Genomic DNA, 18,879 nt, shown 5'->3' on the forward strand with positions numbered 1-18,879 from the left:
CCGCTACGAGAAGACGGCCGCAATCTACCTGGCCGGACTCCACATCGCAGGCATCTTCCTCTGGTCCGCACAGTGATCCAAACGAAAGCCCCTAGGGGTACGCGCCTCCGCTACGAGGACAGAGCACCCGGGCGTACCGGCGGAGTATCACGAGCGATGCCTCTCCGATTCAGCCGTCCAGGCCAACGTGGCGCGCCATCTCCCTCTGACGTCCAAGCAGTTCGAGCAACTGCTGGCCACCGGAGACAAGAAGGTGCTGCACGCGGTGGCCGGCAACCCGCACCTGACCGCCGACATGGTGATCAGTCTCCAGACCAGCGCAGATCCGTTTGTACGCGTCGCGGTCGCCTACAGCCGTCACGTCGACCCCGAAGTGCGGGACCACCTGCTCGCACTGGTGAAGGAAGAATACGCAGCCGGAAGCACCGAGGCGGATGTCGCACTCCACTGGTCACCGTACGAGCCGAGCTGGCTGCGAGACGCGCCGCTCGCCGAGCGATTGAGCTATGTGGGCTGCCCGCACGCGGTGTTGCGGAAGGTACTCGCGGCTGGCCGGGACCTGCCGGAGGAGGCCTGGCAAAGGCTGGACGACGACCCGGACGTGTCCGTCCGTCGCGCCGCCGCCCGTCGGCCCGACACGCCACCACAGGTCCTGCTGCGGCTGCTCCGCAGCCACGGCGAAACCTTCCACGTCCGGCCGCTGCTGATAGACCATCCCAACTTCCCGCGCCAGGCACTGCGCGGTTTCGTGGAAGAAGTGGATCCACGGGTACGTGTCCTCGCGCTGGAGGACCCCGATCTGCCCGTTCCGGAGCTGCGGCGGCTTGCGGGTTGCGAGGATTCGTTCCTGCGCCGAGGCGTGGCCCGCCACCCCAACATCACCGCGGAACTGATGGAGCAACTGCTGGCGGACCCGGACCCCGCGGTCGCAGAACAGGCAGCGGCAAACCCTGTGCTTCCACGGGCCCGGATGGACCACATTCTGGCCGAGGCCGGCCTCTGAAGTCGGTCGGCCCAGGCTCTCTCACGTAGTTGGACGGTGGCAGCAGCCGTCAAGGGCGAGAGGGGACATGGACTTCAAGGAGACTCGCCGGAAGTCCGGATGCGGAGCCCGGACGAGCCGTCGACTGTCCCGGCCCTCCAGTCCGAGCATCTCCCGGGCCTCCTCGCGAGGTGCAGATGCCGATAGGCCGTGACCTGGCGCCGCGAGGGATGCCACCGTTCCCAGCGTGCTCAGGTTCGGGGCCTTGGTGAGTGCGCCATCGATCAAATTGAACATGTTCAAATTTGTTGCAGTGTGGCGGTCGGCCTATGGGCGAGCCGCGCTCATGTGCCGTCCATGAGAGGGCCTGGCTATGGGGCGCGAGCGGTCTACTGGGCGGATGCTGTGGATCTCGATGGTCGTGCTGTTCCTTGAGTCGGCGCTCACTCTCGTGGTGGCCGTGGTGTACGGCCAGACGCAGGAGTCGCCCAATGTCGGCGGCGGCATCAACGCACTCGGCATGCTGGTGCTGCCCCTCCTGGCCGTAGCAGGCGCCATCCTCGGAGCCGCGATGTCGGCAGTCTGCGTGTTGCCGGCGATCGGGTTGGCCGGAGCGCTGGGGCGGCGGTTCGGCGGCCGGGAAGCCTGGTGGTGGATACCCCTGGTCCTGGCGGCAGCCCTCGCGCCCATAGCGATGGGAACCGCTGTGGCAGGTTCCTGGGACTGGGCGTCTGCTGGGGCCTTGTGGATGGTGGCTGGCCGCTGCTGTACTCACCGTCCCGGCCCTGGCGAGCCGGTCGCGGCGGGCGGAGGCTGCTTGGCGCGGTGGCCGGCTGGGGCGTGTTGATCTTCATCAGCGTCGGCATCCTCGGTGGCATGGCTTTCCAAACGAACCTCCTCAAGGCGTACCGCTAGCCGATGGTGTCCGTACCGGCTCTTGTCGGAACCTGGACCGACGGGAGGGGTGCAGCGCTGACCTTCACCGCGGACGGCAGGGTCGCTGCCTTCGGCGTCAAAGAGGAGCGGTTCGAGGAGAACTTCAATTCTGTGATGAAGGAGTGCGCAGGTGAGGGAACTTGGGAGTTCGATGCTGGAAGGACGCCTGGAGCCAGGAGGTCAAAGTCAGCGTCCAGGGATGCCAGTGGCTGCCCTGGAACGTGGGTGGCACACAGGGAAGGACCACCCTCTACCGGTACATCGGCGACCCCGACTCCTGGGACCTGTACAAGCTGAGGAAGGTATGACCCCTCTGACGGGACCGCCCTTCTGCGACCCGTAGTCGACGGTGTCCAGAGCGAGAACCGCGGAGTGGCATCGAGATCACCCCGCAACCTCTCCAAGCGCGGCGCGGCGCAGAAGCCAGAACGCGATGGACCGCCAGTTGGCCGGTTACGGATCAGCCCGGCACCTCCGGGCTACTCCCCGAGCGCCCGGGTGTGCGGTGTGCGCTGCGCGGTCGTCTCCGTGCGCAGTCGTGCGGCGATCCGCCGTGCGTCCGGCCAGCGTACGTCGTAGGCCCAGCCCCACCGCTCGAACCGGGCGATGAGCCATGCCGTGAGGTCGGGCTGGCCCTCCAGGCCGCCGTGCCGGGCGCTGTTGGGGTCGGCGTGGTGGAGGTTGTGCCAGCCCTCGCCGAAGGTCAGCAGGGCGACCCAGGCGACGTCCCGGGACTGGTCGCGGGTGCGGTAGTTGCGGCTACCGAAGGCGTGTGCCACGGAGTTCACGGACCAGGTGACGTGGTGGACGACGGCGTAGCGGACCAGGCTCGCCCAGAGGAGGGTGACCGTAGCCGTCCTCCAGTCGTGGGTCACCACCAGGACGAGCGTCGGCGGCAGCCCGAGTGAGGCGGCCATGGTGAGCGGGTAGCAGCGGTCCAGACGGCGCACGTCGGGGTCGGCGAGCAGATCGGGTGCGTAGCGCGGGTAGTGGGAGCGGACCGGTGAGGAGGCGAACCAGCCGACCTGGGCGTGCCAGAGACCTTTGAGCAGGGCCCGGCGGGTGGTGCCGTACTTCCATGGCGAGTGCGGGTCGCCCTCCCGGTCCGCGTGCTGGTGGTGGCGCCGGTGCTCGGCCACCCACATCGTCACCGGGCCCTCCATGGCGAGCCCGCCCGCCAGCCCCAGGGCGATCCGCAGGGGGCGCTTCGCCTTGAACGACAGATGGGTGAAGTGCCGGTGGTAGCCCGCCGTGATGCCCATGATGGACAGGGCGTACATCCCGGCACCGAGGACCGCGTCGTACCAGTGCGGCCCCCAGCCGCCGACCAGTGCGGCGGGCAGTGCCACGGCCAGCACCGCCAGCGGGCCCACCACCAGCGTCAGCAGGTAGCCGGTGCGCAGCGGCAGGCCGACCGGGACGGTGTCGGGAAGCGGGGCCCGCGGGCCTTCCGCGTGTTCGAGGGACGCGGTCACGGCGTACCTCCCACGAGCGGGGAGGGAGACCCTCCGGGAAGGCCGGGGGACGGTCCTGCCACGAGTGGGGGAGTGCAGGGAGTCATGTGCGGCGATTATGCGCAAGAGACACGCCCCCCGAGCTCAGGCGCGGCGGGCGGGACGGCCTCCGGCGACATGCTCTACCTGGATGGATGAAGGCATGGGGGAACGTAGGCATGGAGGTAGGGATGGAGGTGCGGGCTCGGAGTCCCTGGTCGACGATGGGGCCAGGCCCGGGGCGTGTCCCGCGGCGCGGGCCCGGTCGGCAGACGTCGTCGTACGCGCGAGCCGTGCCGCCGGCGTAGGTGTCGAGGGAGGGAGCGAGGGATGCGAGCGGACGGCCACGCACCCGGACGGCCCACGCCGGACGGCGAGGATGACCGGGAGCTGCTGCGCCGGTGCGCGCGCGATGTGGTCGAGGTCGCCGAAGGCATCCGCGCGGTGTCCGCGCGCACCAGCGGCGCGCTGTTCGCGCCGTCGCTGACCGCCTCCGCCCGCCGTCGGCCCCGCACCGGTCTCGCCGCCCAGTGGGCGCTGCTGCGGGCCCTGACGAACAAGCAGGGCCTGGGTGGCTCGGCGATCACCGCGCCCAAGGGGATGGGGAAGGTGCTCGGCGCGGCAGGGGAGGTGCTGGGCCGGGAGAGCCTGGCCGCGCTGGTCGCCGTCACCTCACTGCGGCTGAGGATCGCCGCCGTACTGGTCGACCACCCCGAGTTCGAACGCGACCCCGGCATGCGCCGGCTGATGGCCGCGATCACCGCCGACCGCGACCTGGAGGCCGTACGGGCCCTGCGCGCCCTGTTCCGGGACAAGGGCGCCCAGCGCGCGCTGTCCGGGCTCGCGCCCCTGATGGCGGAACTTCTCGGCATTCGCGCCCTGCTGGACGAGGATCCGCAGAACGACGAGACCGGCTGGGCGCTCGCCGCCGGACGGGAACTGTCCGCGGACCCGCTGCACGGCATCAGCGCCGCCCATCTGGCGGCCATGGACAAGGGGGAGGGCGCCGCCGAGCCGGTGGCCCTCTCCGACCAGGAGCGGCAGCTCATCGCCGCAGAGGGGTCCTTCCTAGGGTTCCTGGGCAACATCGAGGCGCTCCGCACCGACGGGCGCGTCCTCGTCCAGAACGTGCGGGGTCCCGACGGCGTCGTCCGCTACGTCCTGCAGGCACCCGGCATGGCTCCGGGCCGCCCCCGCAACGACTCCCCGCAGGACTTCATCGGGGCCTGGCGCAACCTGTTCATGGCCGACTCGCCCTACACCCGCTCGATCCTGCTGGCGCTTGCGGACTACGGCATTCCGAAGGGTGCCGAGGTCGCGCTGATCGGCCACAGCGAGGGCGGTATCGCCCTGATGAACCTCGCGCAGAACGAGGAGTTCTGCCGCGCCTACCGGGTCACGCACGTCGTGACCGTCGGCTCGCCGGTCGACAACAAGAAGCCCGCCGACCCGCGCACCTGGGTCGCCAGCATCACCAACCAGCACGACATCGTCCCCGTCCTCGACGGCCGGGGCGCGGGTTCCGCGTTCGACCCGCACCCCAACTGGTACGAGGTCGACTACACCGGTCCCACCCACGAGTTCCCGCTGTGCCACATGCTCCGCGAATACATCAAGCACCTCACGACCGTCATCCCTGAGGCGTGCGACGCCGTTGACGAAGCGCTCAGTCCCTACCGCGGGGCTGTCGTACGCAGCCAGGTGTACCAGCTCAAGGACCGCGCCCGCCCGCCCGAGGGCTATCCCTTCCTCACCTTGCCCACCAGCGCGTTCCCCACGACGGCCGGTCCGGTCGACGTCCCCGTGCGCTACTACGACTCCTCCGCCGCCCACCTCTGCTTCGCGGTCTCCGCCGATGCCGCGCGCACGCTGCTGCCCGACGTCACCTGGGTGACCCCCAGCCGGTTGGCGCGACGGGCCCTCGCCGTGCTGTCGCTGTACGAGCACCGTTGCACCACGATCGGCCCGTACACGGAGATCGCCCTGTCCATCCTGGTCGACGACCTGTGGCGGCCCCGTCCGTACGACGTCGCGGCGGACCTGCTGCGCCGGGTGGACCTGCGCCGCACCGGACGGTACGTCCTGTCCCTCGCCGTGACGAGCGAGGACGCCCGGATCGTCGCCCAGGAGATCTGGGGCCAGCCCGCGGTGCGGACGCCGGCCGAGGCCGACCTGATGAGTCGGCACATCGCCTGCCGCTCTCCGGGACTCGGGCTCGCCGTCGAGGGCCGGATCGGCCCCGGCGTGCGCTGTCCGGAGGCGGACTGGGTGCTCTACGGCCGCCGGAGCGACAGCACCGTACGCACCCTGGTCCGGGTCCACGGCAGGCAGCGGCTGCACCCCGGCGGCGGGGTCCGGCTGCGGCTGGACAGCGCGGCGGCCGGGCCGCTCGCCGGTCGGCTGCGCGCACTGGGCATCGACGGGACGCGGCCCCTGTTCGTCCTGAGCTGCCCGCAACTGATGCTGCACCGCAGCGCGGGCGCCGTCCTGCCGCGCTGAAGTCCCCGTACCGCACCGAGCCGAGTGGGAGCCGCCATGGTGACCGAGTCCCCCCGAGCAGCCGCCTCACCCGTCGATGACCTTCTCGGCCAGGTGCGTACGCTGCGGCAGGACGCCGACCTCATGGCGGCCTACGCGCGCCGACTGCTCGCCACCGCAGCCGCGCTCGACGGCTGCCCGGCGGCACCCGAGTGGAGCCGGGCCACCCTGGAGCAGCAGGCCGCCGCGTGTGCGACGGCGGCGGAACAACTGCGTACCGCCGCGGAGGCCCTGGTCGCGCACGTCCGTGACTGACCGCGCGGCGCGGCCACCGGGCGCCCTGGCGGCGAGCGGCCGGGGGAGACCGCGTTCAGCGGACGGGTGGCCGGGTATCGCCCGCGGCGCTGCCCAGCGACACGAAATAACGTCCGGAGTCCTCCGGCAGGTTGCGGTGCACCAGGTCGGAGAAGCTCCTGGTCTCCCGGACGACCCGCATACCCTCCTCCGAGAACGTCGAGGGGGCGAACAGACGGGGCGCGAGCAGCGGGTTGTTCAGCGCCTCGGAGAACGCGTCGACGGAGATGATCCGTTCGAGCAGCCGGCCGAAGATGGCGCCGGGCTCCGGCTCCTCCGCGAACAGACCGACGTACAGCTCGATGTCGTCGACACCGCCGTACAGGTCGAGCAGCGCCTCCTGGACCCGGGAGTCGCCGGTGATCTGCCGTGGATGGGTGACCGGCGGGAAACCGTAGTGGACGCGGTAGTCGTTGTACGACGCCAGCCGCAGCTCACGGCCGACCGCGACGGAGCGCGCCTCGATGGGCAGCAGCAACTCGTCGGTGTTGAACAGCCCCGACAGACCGGCTGGTTGCCGTGACAGATCCTCGAACAGCGGGCCGAGGCCGCGGTCGAGGACGAGCTGCCCGTTGGCGATCGTCCGGGCGAGCGGCACCTCCTGGTCCGCGATCCGGTAGGTGGACGGGATCAGGCTGTGCCAGCGGTAGACGAGGCTGAACTCGATCGTCGCCCAGTTCTCCCGGTGCCACACCCCCCGGTCGGTGCGTACCGGGTCGAGGACGAAGTCGAAGTGGTACGGCGTGATGTGGTTGATGTACTCCTCCAGCATCACCCGGATCATCATCACGATCAGGGTGTTGCGGGTGGTCTGGAAGACGCGCTCGTCGTCCCACTCCGGGTGGGCGGCGCCGAGGAGACCGGCGACCCGGTTGTGCTCGCGCAGGAACAGGACGTTGAGCGCCATCGGACCGATGTGCGCGTGCACACGTTCGCCGCCGCACGCGAAGAGCGTGTCGACGCGGTCCTTGGGCACCTCGCCGAAGCGGACCGGCCTGATCGCCCCGAACTCCTCAAGGATGCTGCCGTCCCGGCACAGCGCGGGCGGGAACTCGGCGCCGTCGATCATCCGGCTCTTCAGCCGGCCGCCCTGGAAGGTGCGCAGGCACGCGGTGACCTCCTCGCGGTCGCCGTAGAGCTGGCACATGTCCAGGGTGTGCGGGGAGTCCGTGCGGCGCGGGTCGCCGGTGGCGGCGTGTCCGCGCAGGAAGCCGTCGGTGAACCACTGCGCGAACGCGGGCAGCAGCGCTGTGGAACGCGCGCAGTACCTTCCCCCGCCCTCGCGGCGGAACAGCTCGGCGACCTCCTGCGGGGGCGGCAGGTTCCCGGGCTGCCCGGCCGTCGGCGGCAGGTGGCGGCCCACCCAGGAGCGGTCGGTGAGCGAGTCCCAGGAGGTGTACGGACTCTTCGTGCTCAGCGGCTCCGGGCGCGGGGGCGCTTTGAGGACCGCCAGGTCGGTGAGGGTCGAGTTGAGCCTGCGGTGCAGCCATCTGCTGCGCTGGGCGGCCTGCCAGGCGGGGCGGTAGTGGGTCAGCAGATGGGTCTCGAACCGGTTGCGCCGGCCGTCGCGGGACCTGTCCCGGGCTTCCGTGCGCGGCACCGTCCGGCCCTCGGTCTCACGAGACGTGACGGTCATGGGTCCTCCGGATGCGCGGTCGGCGGCGGTCGTCGGCGGTCAGGCCGCGGGTACGGGCGGGCGGCCGGAACTCACCGGGTAGTGCTGCGGGAACGGGGTGCCCGCGTAGTCGAGGGCGCGTTCACCGCCGGGCAGCGGGCGGACGCCGGGACGCAGCAGCACCCGTCGCACCAGCTCCGGCACGATCACCTGGGCGGCGTACTTCCCGACGCAGTCGTGGGCGCCGTACCCGAGGACGAGGTTGTGCGCGGCCGGGCGGCGGGGGCGGAACTCGGCGGGCGCGTCCAGCACCTCTTCGTCGAACATGGCGGACGCGAAGCAGGCAAGCACCACGCTCTTGGCGGGGATCACCGTCTGCCGCGGCGTCCCGGTGGCCAGCACGTGGTCGCGCAGGCACAGCCGGGGCGTGACGGGCACGAACGGGTGGAAGCGCAGCGCCTCCCACACATAGGCGTCGAATCGCTCCGGGTCGCCCGCGTCCGCCGCCCGCTCGGCCTCGGCCAGTGCCTCGGGGCGCAGCGCGAGCTCCTTCAGCGCGGTGGCCGTGCACTGCGTGGCATTCTGCTGATAACCCGTCAGGTAGCCGGCGAGGTTGGCGTTGATCCGCTTGTCGTCGAAGCCGTACTCGGCGGGGAGCCGGGTGCGCAGCATCCGGTCGAGGATGTCTGCGGGCCCGTCGCCGCCGTCCTCGGACGCGGACCGGCGTCGCGTGATCACCTCGGCCACCCGCTCGCGCAGCTCGCGCCCGGCCGCCATCCCGGCCGCGTGGATCTCCGGGTCGCGGTCGGGATTGATGGCGAACGCCCACTGCATACGGCGGGTGCAGGAGTGCAGGACCTCCTCGTCGATGCCGTCCAGACCCAGGTAGGCGCGGGCCACCTGGGCGGCGGCCAGACGGGCGTAGTCCTGGATCAGGTCGAAGGTGTCACCACCCCGGGCGAGCGCCTCGTCCAGGACCGCGTCGGCGATCCGCGCCGTCAGCTCGCGCACCCGGGGCGCGTCCTCGGCCGCCAGGAACACCTGCCCGTAACCGCGCTCGCGCCAGTGCAGGTCGGCGCCGTCCCGGGCGAGGAGGAAGGGAGCACCGAGCACCTCCTCCAACAGCGGCCCGAACACGCCGACGGTGAACGTCTCGGGCGCAGACAACACCTCCAGGACGTCCGGGTGCCGGGTGACGAACACACCGACGGGTGTGCTGAACACCGGCCGGTGTGCGCGCAGTTCGGTGAACAGGGCCGCCTTGTCGGCTGCCATGCTCCGCCGCAGCAGGGCCACCCGCCGCGGGACGTCGTCCTCCGGGAGCGCGTCGTACGCGGTGAGGAAGTCCATGACGGCATTGAGCCACCGCACGGCGGCCGTCGCACGTCGGGCGGGCATCCGGAGCAGCGCCGGGGTGCGGGGGAGCGGAGCCGGGGTGAGGATCGTGGGCGGGACCGGGACCGGTCCGCGCGGACCGGTCCCGGCAGCCGCCGGGGCATGTGGTCGTCCTGGTGGGCGCCGGGGTACGAGCGCGTCCTGGCGGGCGGGGCCTGTCCGGGCCGCCTGCCGGGCACTGTCCCGGTCTGCCGTCGGCCCTGCCGTGCCGCCCCGTTCGGTCTGCCGTCGATCGTGCCGCCGCGTGCGGTCCGCCGTCCGCCGACCGCGGCGTTCGGTCTGCCGTCCGCCGTGCCGCCGTGTGCCGTACAGCGGGCGGCCGAGCGTCGTCCCGGAAGGAGGGCCCGGATGCTGTCCGCATGGGCCGGATCCATGGTGCCCCTCTTCAGCGACACGACCGTGAGCGGTGCCGAGCACCTGAGCCGGGCCGCCCGCAGCGGATGTGTCCTCGCCGCCAACCACACCTCGTTCTTCGACCCGGTGCTGCTGATCGGCACCCTGCACCGGCTCGGCCTGCGGCCCGCCGTGCTGGCCACTGCCGGATTGTGGCGGGTGCCTCTGCTGTCCCGGGCCCTCACCCGGGAGGGATACGTGCCGGTGTACCGGGGGAGCCGCCGCGCCGGGGACGCCCTGCGGCACGCCGCCGAGGCGCTCGCCGGGGGACGCAGCGTGCTCATCTACCCCGAAGGAGGTCTGCCCCGGCACCGCACCTCCCACGACCGGCCGCCCGCCCGTCTGAAGACCGGTGTCGTCCGGCTCGCACTGTCCATGGACGCGCCCGTGATCCCCATCGGGCACGCGGGTGCCCGCCGGGTCGCCTCCGGAAGCCGGGCCAAGCAGCTGGCAGGCTGGGCCACCGCGCCGGTACGCCGGCCGCGCGTCCACGTACACATCGGGCCGGCGCTTCGTCTCGACGCCTCGGACCGGCCGTTGGACGACCTGGAGGTTGCGCTGGGCGTCACCTGGTCCCGCGCGGTGCACGGCCTCCGCGGCGGGCAGCCGTGCGAGGACCCGGTCCCCGATGACCAGCGCTGATGACGGAGCAACACCGTTCGCTCATACGGGTGGTACGGCTCCCTCCGCCTGGGCCGAACGAGTTGCGGTGTCCCTGGAACCCCCCGCCCGGCCCGAACAATCACCCTTATGCATCTCGTGACAGCACAAGGTCCCGCGCGGCGCGCCCCCGTGGCCGTCACCGGGCTGGGACTGGTCACCCCGGCGGGCATCGGCCGGGACGCGGCGTGGGCGGGCCTCACGGCCGGGCTGTCCACGGCCACCGACGACCCCGCCCTGAGCGGGTTGCCCGTGGCCTTCTCCTGCCAGGTGCCCGGTCTCGACGTGGCCGGTCTGCTCGGGCACCGGCGCGCCCGGCGCCTCGACCGCTTCACGATCTTCGCGCTGCTCGCCGCCCGGGAGGCCGTCTCCGACGCGGGCCTTGCTCCCGACGGCTGGGAGGGCGCCCGTATCGGCGTGGTGATGGGGGTCGGCACCGGGTCCATACAGGGCTGGCAGGCCGAGTTCGACCGGCTCGCGGCTCACCTGCCCGAACGTGTCTCACCCCTGGCGCTGACGCGCAGCGTGCCGAACATGGCCGCCGCCGAGATCGCCCTCGATCTCGGGGCGCAGGGCCCCAACCTGGTCGTCAGCGCCGCCTGCGCCTCCGGGACCAGCGCGATCGGACTGGCACGCGACTGGCTGCTGGCCGGCAGCTGCGACGTGGTCCTGGCCGGCGGCAGCGAGTCGGCCCGGCTGCGTATGACCGCCGCCTGCTTCGCCCAGATGCGCGCTCTGTCGCGGCGCGCCGACAGCCCCGCGACCGCCTCCCGCCCGTTCGACCGGAACCGCGACGGGTTCGTCCTCGGTGAGGGAGCGGCCGTGCTCGTCCTGGAACGCGTCGAGGACGCCCGGGCACGGCGTGCGCACCCCCAAGCCCTGCTCGCCGGTTACGGCGCCTCCTGCGACGCCCACCACTTCACCGCCCCGCAGCCCGACGGCGACGGCGCCGCGCGCGCTCTGCGCGCCGCCCTCTCGGACGCGGGCCTCGCCCCGGAAGACATCGACCACGTCAACGCGCACGGCACCGCCACCCCGCAGGGAGACGCGGCCGAGCACAACGCGCTGCACCAGGTCTTCCGGCGGCCTCCGCCCGTCACCGCCGTCAAGGGCACCATCGGACACGCCATCGGCGGCGCGGGAGCCATCGAAGCGGCCTGCACCGTGCTCACCCTGCGGCACCAGCTGATCCCGCCCACCGCCAACCTCGACACCCTCGATCCCGCCCTGGACCTGGATGTGGTCGCCAAGGTGCCCCGGCCGCAGCGGATGGGAGCCGCCGTCAGCAACTCCTTCGGGTTCGGCGGCCAGAACGCCGTACTCGCCTTCACAGCCACTCACTGACGGCGCTTCTTCCGGTCTCCCTTTTCCGGGGCGGCGGTGCCGTCGCCCGCGACGGTCGGCGGGACACGGGCGTATCCGTCGCGACGGCAGCCGGTGGCTGACGCCGGTGGCTGCCGTGGGCCGGTTCCGGAGGCTGGTGCCGACCGGTGACCTACTCGGTGTGCAGCGCCGAGGCGATGGTCATCCGGGCGGCCGACCTGGCCGGGACCAGAGCACCGAGGACGGCGATCACCACTCCCGCCAGGAGCACCGCGGCCAGCTGCGGCGCGTGCCACACGTCCTTCATGTACGCGGGGAAGTCGACCACCCCGACGTTGTCCACGACGAGGCGGTGCGCCGCCATCCCGAGCGGGATGCCGAGCAGTCCGCCGACCGCGCCGAGACCGGCGACGGACGTCACCGTCATCACCACCACCTGCCGGGGGGTCATCCCGATCGACTTGAGCATGCCGAGGTCCCGGCGGCGTTCACGGGTGTTCAGCAGGACGGTGTTGAAGACACCGAGCGAGGCGACGAGGGTCAGCAGCGCGGTGAAGACCGTGGAGAAGGTGATGACGGTGGCGGTACCGGCGTTGCTGAAGTCCAGCACCGACGCGTGCAGGCCGGGGTCGAGCGCTGTGACCGCCTCGGCGTACGCGTGCGCGTCGGCGCCGGGGGCGAGCCGTACCGTGTACTCGGTGGCGTGGGCGTCCGGTGCGAGCTGCGCCAGGCTCTCCCAAGTGGCTTCCAGGGCACGGGCGTTGCCCTCGGTGAGCTGACCCACGACGGTCGCGGTGATCTTCCTGCCGTTCAGTTCCAGCGTGACCCGGTCACCGAGCTTCAGCCCGCGCTGGGTCAGGAACGCCGGCCCGGCCACGATCTCGCCCGCCGCGGACGGCGCCCGCCCCTTGACGATGGTGTGATCGTACGAGGACGCGTCCCCGCGGTAGAAGTCGGCGAAGACGGGCTGGGTCTGCCCGGCCATGTTCACCTGGGACAGCGCGCGGGCCCGTACCCCCTCAGCGCCCGGCAGCGACCGCAGCCGTTCCTCGATCTGCGGGTCATCGAGCCGGGGCGGGGTCCGGCCGTCGCCCGGCCCCCCGGTCGTCACGTGGATTCTGGCGCCTCCGTCCTCCCGCCCGACATTGCCGTACGCCACCATGGTGCTGGTCAGTCCGGTCGACAGGGTCACCGTGGTGACCCCGAGGACGATGGCCGCCATGGTCAGCAGGGTGCGGCCGGGGCGCGCGAACGGCTGGCCCAGGCCAAGACTGACCGGGCGCGGCAGCCGGGTGGCGCCGAGCATCCGCTGGACGCGCAGTCCGCGCCCGGTCCTCGGCGCGCCGCCCGCGCTGATCGCCCGTGCGGCGGGCAGCCGGTGGGCCCGCAGGGCGGGGACCAACGCGGCCAGCAGGACGAGGGCGGGCATGCCCACGAGGCAGGCCACGGAGACCCACGGGCTGATGTCGCCGACCGAGGCCCGGCCCACGTCGATGCCGGTGAACGCGACCCTCAGGATCGGTCCGACCAGCGCGTCGCCCAGCAGGGTGCCCAGCACAGAGCCCACCACCGCTGGCACCGAGAGCATCGTCAGGTAGACGGCGACGACCTGGTTCGGGGTGAAGCCCAGAGCCTTGAGCACCCCGATGTGCCGGTACCCGGAGACGACCGCCCCGCTGACCACGTTGCCGACGATCAGGGTGGAGACCAGCAGGCCGAGCACGCCGAAGAGCGTGATGAACGGGAGGTAGGAGTCGGCCAGCGCGGAGTAGGCCTGTCTGAGCGTGAGGTAGGTCTGCGCGCCGGTCAGCGATTCCTTGGGCAGTCCCGTGGTGGCCCGTGCGAGGGCGGTGCTCAGCTGGGCCTCCGTGGAGGAGTCCGTGAAGCGGTACAGCATCTGGGCGGAGACCGGGTGCAGTGCGGCCATCTGCTCGGGCGAGACCCAGGCGCTCGCCGACTTGCTCATACTGGCGGCGAATCCGACGACGGTCAGCGGCGCTCCGCCGGGGATCTCCAGCTTGGTGCCGAGAAGCGCGGTGCCGGGGGAGCCCTGGACCGACCAGTTGACGACGATCTCACCGGGCGCGGTCGCCCAGTGGCCCTCCAGGAGCTCGATCCGGTCCACGGGGCCCGCCGGGTCGGCCCGGCCCACCACGGTGAGGGTGCCGCCCGCCATCCAGAGCCAGTCCTTGGGGATGTCGACGACGGCCTGCCCGAACGGTCCGGCCGCAGCCGCGACCCCGGGCTGCCGGGCGGTGCGCGCCAACTGTTCCCGAGAGACCTTGGTGGTGTCGAAGGTCGCCACCGTATGGGCGCCGCGCTGTGCGGCGTAGGCCTTGTCGAAGGGGCCCGACGCGGCGTTCAGCAGAGCGAGCGCGAGCAGGACGGTCGTGGTGGAGCAGAGCACGACGAGCCCGATGACGAAGGTCTGGACCCGGCGGCGCTTCACGGCCGCGCGCGAGGCTCTCCATACGGCGCTCACGCGGTCGCCTCCAGTGCGCTCTCGCGGGCGACCCGGCCGTCCGCGACTTCGATCAGCCGACTGGCGCAGCGTGTGGCGAGCTTGGGGTCGTGGGTGACGATCAGCAGGGTCTGGCCTATCTGGTTGAGGTCGATCAGCAGGTCCATCACCTGCTCGCCCGACCGGCTGTCGAGGGCGCCGGTGGGCTCGTCGGCGAGCAGCAGCGCCGGTCGGTTCATCAACGCCCGTGCGACGGCGACGCGTTGGCGCTCGCCTCCGCTGAGCGTCGCCGGATAGTTGTTCCGGCGCTCGGCGACACCGAGTTCGTCCAGAAGCTCCAGGGCGCGGCGACGCGCCTGCCGGGCCGGGGTGCCGGTCAGTTGCGCGGCCAGCGCCACGTTGTCCAGGACGGGCAGGTCGTCGATGAGGTTGAAGAACTGGAAAATCATGCCGACGTTGCGCCGCCGGAACAGCGCGAGCCCGGTCTCGTTCAGTTTCCCGAGGTCATGACCGTGCACCTCGACGGTGCCCGAGGTCGGCCGGTCCAGGCCGGCCACCATGTTGAGCAGGGTGGACTTGCCGCAGCCCGAGGGGCCCATCACGGCGACCGCGTCGCCCGCCCGGATCTCCAGCGAAAGGCCGTCCAGGGCCTTCGCGTCGCCGTACTCCTTGTGCACGCTCTCCAGCCGCACCACCACGTGCCGGGCACTGTCATGATCAGTTGTCATGGCTCGAACTTAGGCCGGTGTCGATGACGGGGCGTCACCCCCCGGATGTATCCGTCCGGGCAGGTCATCCTGGGGATGTACGCGGATGCGTACGGGGGTTGATGCGGGCACGCCCCGTACACCTGCGAAGATGATCCGGTGTGGGGATCCGGGACGGTCTGGCTGGTCATCGCCCTGGCGGCGGCAGTCGGCGCCGCCGGGTGTCTGAGCGTGGCCGTGGTCCGGGCACGGCGGCTGCACCGGACGGCCATCGAAGAGCGCGGCTGGCTGCTGGAGCGGGAACGTGAGAGCGCGGCGCGGATCGCGGTCGACGCCGAGCGGGCCAGGATCGCCACCGAGCTCCACGACATCGTCAGCCACAACGTGAGCCTCATGGTGGTCCAGGCCGGGGCCGCCCGCGAAGTGCTGGCCACCATGCCGGACGAGGCCGCGGCGGCGATGAGCGCCGTGGAGACCGCCGGACGGAACACGATGACCGAGCTGCGGCACCTGCTCGGCCTGCTCGCACCCGCGCAGAACGGCGACGACGAGCCCTACGGTATGGACCTCTCCCCGCAGCCGAGCCTGAGCCGGCTCGGCCCGCTGATCGACCGGATCGCCTTTGCCGGCCTGCCCGTGGAGACGCGCGTCTCGGGTGAGCCGCGCCCGCTGCCGACCGGGATCGATGTCACCGCCTACCGGATCATCCAGGAGGCCCTGACCAATGCCCTCAAACACGGCGACGGAGCGAAAGCCGAGGTGACGGTGCGATACGCCGACCACTATGTGCGGGTCGAGGTGCTGAACAGCGGACCGAGCGTCCTGACGGGCAGCGGGCCCGCGCGGAAGGAACCGTCCCCGAACAGGGCGGACGGAGCAGGACGTGGGCTGCTCGGCCTTCGCGAGCGGGTCGCCGTCTACGGCGGCGACCTGGACGCCCGCCGCCGCCTCGGCGGTGGCTACCGCGTCCGCGCCCGGATCCCGCTGGACCGGCCATGACGACGCACACCGCGCCCGCCCCGCGCGTCGTGATCGCCGACGACCAGGAACTGGTCCGCACCGGCTTCCGCCTGATCCTGACCGCCCGCGGCATCGACGTGGTGGGCGAGGCCGGCGACGGAGCCGAGGCCGTTGCCGCTGTGCGCAGGCTGCGGCCCGACGTCGTACTGATGGACATCCGGATGCCCGTCATGGACGGCCTGGAAGCCGCTCGCCGTATCCTCGCGCAGGTCCCGGAGTGCCGGGTGATCATGCTGACCACCTTCGACCTCGACCACTACGTCTACGCCGCCCTGGCCGCAGGAGCCAGCGGTTTCCTGCTCAAGGACGTCACCCCCGCGCATCTGGCCGCCGCCGTACGCCTGGTCGACACCGGCGACGCCCTGCTCGCGCCCTCGATCACCCGCCGCCTGGTGGAGCGCTTCGCCCCCAGCGCCCCCACAGCCGGTACGGGCCTGGCAACTCCGGCCGTCCACCGGGACCTGGCGGCGCTGACGCCGCGCGAGCGCGAGGTACTGACGCTCATGGGGCGGGGCCTGTCCAATGCCGAGCTGGCGCGGGAACTGACGCTCAGTGAGGCGACGGTGAAGACCCACGTGGCCCGGATCTTCGCCAAGCTGACCCTGCGCGACCGGGCCCAGGCCGTCGTCCTCGCCTACGAGACAGGACTTGTCTCACCGGGCGAGTCCGCCGAGTCCCCCGAGAGCACCGACTCCGGCCGGTAGCCAGGCTGGGGGTCGGCGTCCCCGTCGGTGTGGGACAGCCTCCAGGGCGAGGTGCGATAGGCCATACGGCGCGGTTCCAAGCGGGCGGACCGGCTACGTAGATACCCCTCGCTCTCGCAGGGAGCCACGGTGGCGGCGTCCGGCTGACGCACCGGACGCCGCCGCGGGCATCAGGCCGACGCGCTGACCGCCGGGCCGAAGTGCCGGGCGAAGAACCGGACCGCACTGTCGGCCTCGAACCGCGGCAGCTCCTTGTGCTTGCCGGAGTTCACGTGCAAGGACTTCTCCTTCGAGGCGAAGGCGTCGAACAGTGCGAGGCCCTCCTCGCGAGAGATGTGCTCGTCATCCCACTGCAGATCGAACTCGATCGGGATGGTGATCTGCTTCGCCCTCTCGGCCAGGACGTGGGGCCAGTGCTGGCCGAAGACCGCGGCCGTGATCCGGGGTTCGGTCGCCACCAGCGGTATGCCGATCGCGGTGCCCATGTTGAGGCCCCAGTAACCGACCGGCCCGTCGGCGCCGATCTCCGGAAGCTGCTGAAGAGCGTCCAGAGTCATCTGGTATTCGGGTACGGCGAGTTCGGCCAGATGCTCGTTGTAGCGGACGACGATCGGGCCTTCGGGCTCGGCCGCCGCCCTCGCCCGGAACAGCTCGGCGATCTCCGCCTCGTCGTGCGCCGTGCGCGGCCGGTCGCCGTGACCGGGTGCGTCGATGACCGCGACGTGGAAACCGCAACCGGTCACCAGGAGCCGGGCCCGGCCGGACATCGCCGGGTGCTTCTTGTGGTTGCCACCGCCGTGGCCCAGGAGGATCAGGGGCGCGCGATCGGTGGCGCCGGAGGCGGGGGACCAGAGGACGCCGGGGACGCCCCCGATGGTGAAGTCGCGCTCGACCACGCCGTTCGACGACGATTCGGCGGTGAAATCGAAGGAGTACATAGGTGTTGCCTTTCGGGAGTGCCTTGGTCTGCGGCGCTCCCGGCGGCGCCTACGTCAGTCGCCGGCCGTGACGGGAAGAGGGAGCACCCACGTCGATACAGCGTTCATGGGTCTCACCTCCTCGGGCGGTGTCACGGGCAGGTGAAAGCTAGCAGATCGATCATCAGCTCGGCCAGACCATTTTCGTGACACCGACCGACACCCACTTACATCCACCTACACCGGCCCGCACACCGGCCCTCACACCGGCCCGCACGGACCTGGCGCCGAGTTCGGCGAGCGGGGCGTTCGCGGCATCGCGGCGGTCGAGACCAAGTGGTCGAAGCCGCCGGTCTCCTGGGCCACGCCGTCCTGCCGCACACCCGAGCCGCACTCGCCGAGGCGCAGCGTCTGCACAGCGCGGCGCGGCGGGGGGCCGGTCTGGAGGGCGGCGACCTAGAGGTTGCCACCGTCGGCGTTCGGATGCGAAGTGACGTGGATGGAGTCGAGCAGCCGCAGGGCGCGGGCGCTCGGGCTGCCGGGTTCGGCCTGGTAGACGACCAGTTGCTGGCCGGGGGCGGCACGTACGTCGAAGGTCTGATAGGTGACCGTCACAGGACCGACGTCCGGGTGGAGGAAGTGCTTGGAGTCCTGGGTCTTGCCGCGCACGACGTGGGTGTTCCACAAGCGGGTGAAGTCCGCGCTGGACTCGGTGAGGGTGTGGACGAGTTCTCGCAGCCTGGGGTTGTCCGGGTCGAGGCCTGCCGCCTGACGTAGGTGGCTCACGGTGGCCTCCGCTGTGTGATTCCACCGGATGTAGAACTGTCGGCCTGCTGGGTCGAGGAAGGCCATGCGAGCCAGGTTGTCCGCCTTCGCGAAGGGTGAATGCAGTGCCTTGGCCAGAGTGTTGACCGCCAGGACGTCCAAGGTCCGGTCGATGACGAAGGCCGGGGCGCCCGGATAGCCGTCGATCAGTTGGCGCAGGGCGGGACTGACAGGGTCCGTGGTGTGGACGAACTGGCTGCTCGGCGCTGTCCCGGCCAACTGGTGCAGGTGCGCGTGGGCGTCGGGGTCCAGTCGCAGGGCGCGGCCGAGCGCGTCGAGTACCTGGGCCGAAGGGCGGCGTTCGCGCCCCTGTTCCAGACGGGTGTAGTAATCCGCGTTCACCCCGGCCAGGACGGCGACTTCTTCTCGGCGCAGTCCGGCGACTCTACGCACTCCGTAGCTCGCCATACCGACGTCCCGCGGACACAGGGCCGCCCTGCGTGCGCGCAGGAACTCTCCCAGGTGGTTGTCGGTCATGTCCTCAGGTTAGGCCGCGGGGGCGGGGGGGGGGGGGGGGGGGGGGGGCCACCCCCCCCACCACCACCCCCCCCCCCTCCCCATCCTCCGCCCCCCGACTCTGCGTAGAGGGAGAGAGAAACAACCCGAAAAAAAAAAC

At 71.6% G+C, this 18,879-nt stretch carries 16 protein-coding genes; 9 read left to right on the forward strand and 7 right to left on the reverse strand.

Features of this window, described 5'->3' with window-relative positions; translation table 11 throughout:
* The first annotated feature begins 187 nt into the window (after positions 1-187).
* From ACZ5ID_RS36190 to ACZ5ID_RS36200, 3 genes are all read left to right on the forward strand, one after another.
* Positions 188-1,003 (forward strand): hypothetical protein, encoded by an 816-nt coding sequence (locus tag ACZ5ID_RS36190; RefSeq protein WP_468906817.1) that lies wholly within the window; start codon positions 188-190, stop codon positions 1,001-1,003.
* A 379-nt stretch (positions 1,004-1,382) separates the two neighbouring features.
* Positions 1,383-1,829 (forward strand): hypothetical protein, encoded by a 447-nt coding sequence (locus ACZ5ID_RS36195; protein ID WP_468906819.1) that lies wholly within the window; start codon positions 1,383-1,385, stop codon positions 1,827-1,829.
* Between the two features lie 229 nt (positions 1,830-2,058).
* On the forward strand, positions 2,059-2,226 hold the full coding sequence (locus ACZ5ID_RS36200; RefSeq protein WP_468906821.1) for a hypothetical protein: 168 nt from the start codon (positions 2,059-2,061) through the stop codon (positions 2,224-2,226).
* Between the two features lie 171 nt (positions 2,227-2,397).
* On the opposite strand, the gene ACZ5ID_RS36205 is transcribed toward ACZ5ID_RS36200, so the two are convergent.
* The gene (locus tag ACZ5ID_RS36205) at positions 2,398-3,393 is read right to left on the reverse strand and encodes an acyl-CoA desaturase (RefSeq protein WP_468906824.1); all 996 of its coding nucleotides are present in this window, start codon (positions 3,391-3,393) and stop codon (positions 2,398-2,400) included.
* Between the two features lie 348 nt (positions 3,394-3,741).
* Here ACZ5ID_RS36205 and ACZ5ID_RS36210 point away from each other — a divergent pair, with 348 nt between their 5' ends.
* Together ACZ5ID_RS36210 and ACZ5ID_RS36215 are read left to right on the forward strand one after the other, a co-directional pair.
* On the forward strand, positions 3,742-5,910 hold the full coding sequence (locus tag ACZ5ID_RS36210) for an acetoacetate decarboxylase family protein (RefSeq protein WP_468906827.1): 2,169 nt from the start codon (positions 3,742-3,744) through the stop codon (positions 5,908-5,910).
* A gap of 36 nt (positions 5,911-5,946) precedes the next feature.
* Positions 5,947-6,204 (forward strand): hypothetical protein, encoded by a 258-nt coding sequence (locus tag ACZ5ID_RS36215; protein WP_468906829.1) that lies wholly within the window; start codon positions 5,947-5,949, stop codon positions 6,202-6,204.
* Between the two features lie 55 nt (positions 6,205-6,259).
* Here ACZ5ID_RS36215 and ACZ5ID_RS36220 read toward each other — a convergent pair whose 3' ends face one another.
* Both ACZ5ID_RS36220 and ACZ5ID_RS36225 read right to left on the reverse strand, forming a co-directional pair.
* On the reverse strand, positions 6,260-7,879 hold the full coding sequence (locus ACZ5ID_RS36220; protein WP_468906832.1) for a peroxidase family protein: 1,620 nt from the start codon (positions 7,877-7,879) through the stop codon (positions 6,260-6,262).
* A 39-nt stretch (positions 7,880-7,918) separates the two neighbouring features.
* Positions 7,919-9,208: a cytochrome P450 gene (locus ACZ5ID_RS36225; RefSeq protein WP_468906838.1), complete on the reverse strand. Its 1,290-nt coding sequence runs from the start codon at positions 9,206-9,208 to the stop codon at positions 7,919-7,921.
* A 393-nt stretch (positions 9,209-9,601) separates the two neighbouring features.
* Between ACZ5ID_RS36225 and ACZ5ID_RS36230 the strand changes: the two genes are divergently transcribed.
* Together ACZ5ID_RS36230 and ACZ5ID_RS36235 are read left to right on the forward strand one after the other, a co-directional pair.
* Complete coding sequence (locus ACZ5ID_RS36230; protein ID WP_468906840.1) at positions 9,602-10,288, forward strand: lysophospholipid acyltransferase family protein; 687 nt, start codon at positions 9,602-9,604, stop codon at positions 10,286-10,288.
* A gap of 108 nt (positions 10,289-10,396) precedes the next feature.
* Positions 10,397-11,650 carry a beta-ketoacyl-[acyl-carrier-protein] synthase family protein gene (locus tag ACZ5ID_RS36235; protein WP_468906842.1) on the forward strand — a complete coding sequence of 418 codons (1,254 nt, stop codon included), beginning with the start codon at positions 10,397-10,399 and terminating at the stop codon, positions 11,648-11,650.
* A 151-nt stretch (positions 11,651-11,801) separates the two neighbouring features.
* On the opposite strand, the gene ACZ5ID_RS36240 is transcribed toward ACZ5ID_RS36235, so the two are convergent.
* Positions 11,802-14,111: an FtsX-like permease family protein gene (locus ACZ5ID_RS36240; protein WP_468906844.1), complete on the reverse strand. Its 2,310-nt coding sequence runs from the start codon at positions 14,109-14,111 to the stop codon at positions 11,802-11,804.
* A complete protein-coding gene (locus ACZ5ID_RS36245; RefSeq protein ID WP_468906846.1) occupies positions 14,108-14,818 on the reverse strand; it encodes an ABC transporter ATP-binding protein in 711 nt (236 codons plus the stop codon). Before ACZ5ID_RS36245 ends, ACZ5ID_RS36240 begins: the two co-directional genes overlap by 4 nt.
* Before the next feature lie 138 nt (positions 14,819-14,956).
* On the opposite strand from ACZ5ID_RS36245, the gene ACZ5ID_RS36250 reads away from it, so the two are divergent.
* Positions 14,957-15,796, forward strand: a complete 840-nt coding sequence (locus ACZ5ID_RS36250) for a sensor histidine kinase (protein WP_468906848.1) — start codon at positions 14,957-14,959, stop codon at positions 15,794-15,796.
* Positions 15,793-16,521 (forward strand): response regulator, encoded by a 729-nt coding sequence (locus ACZ5ID_RS36255; protein ID WP_468906851.1) that lies wholly within the window; start codon positions 15,793-15,795, stop codon positions 16,519-16,521. Before ACZ5ID_RS36250 ends, ACZ5ID_RS36255 begins: the two co-directional genes overlap by 4 nt.
* 170 nt (positions 16,522-16,691) lie before the next feature.
* Here the strand turns inward: ACZ5ID_RS36255 and ACZ5ID_RS36260 are convergent, their stop codons facing one another.
* Complete coding sequence (locus tag ACZ5ID_RS36260; protein ID WP_468906854.1) at positions 16,692-17,459, reverse strand: alpha/beta hydrolase family protein; 768 nt, start codon at positions 17,457-17,459, stop codon at positions 16,692-16,694.
* A gap of 435 nt (positions 17,460-17,894) precedes the next feature.
* On the reverse strand, positions 17,895-18,740 hold the full coding sequence (locus tag ACZ5ID_RS36265) for a helix-turn-helix transcriptional regulator (protein ID WP_468906857.1): 846 nt from the start codon (positions 18,738-18,740) through the stop codon (positions 17,895-17,897).
* Between the last annotated feature and the right edge of the window lie 139 nt (positions 18,741-18,879).

The organism is Streptomyces sp. NPDC031670 (assembly GCF_055580545.1).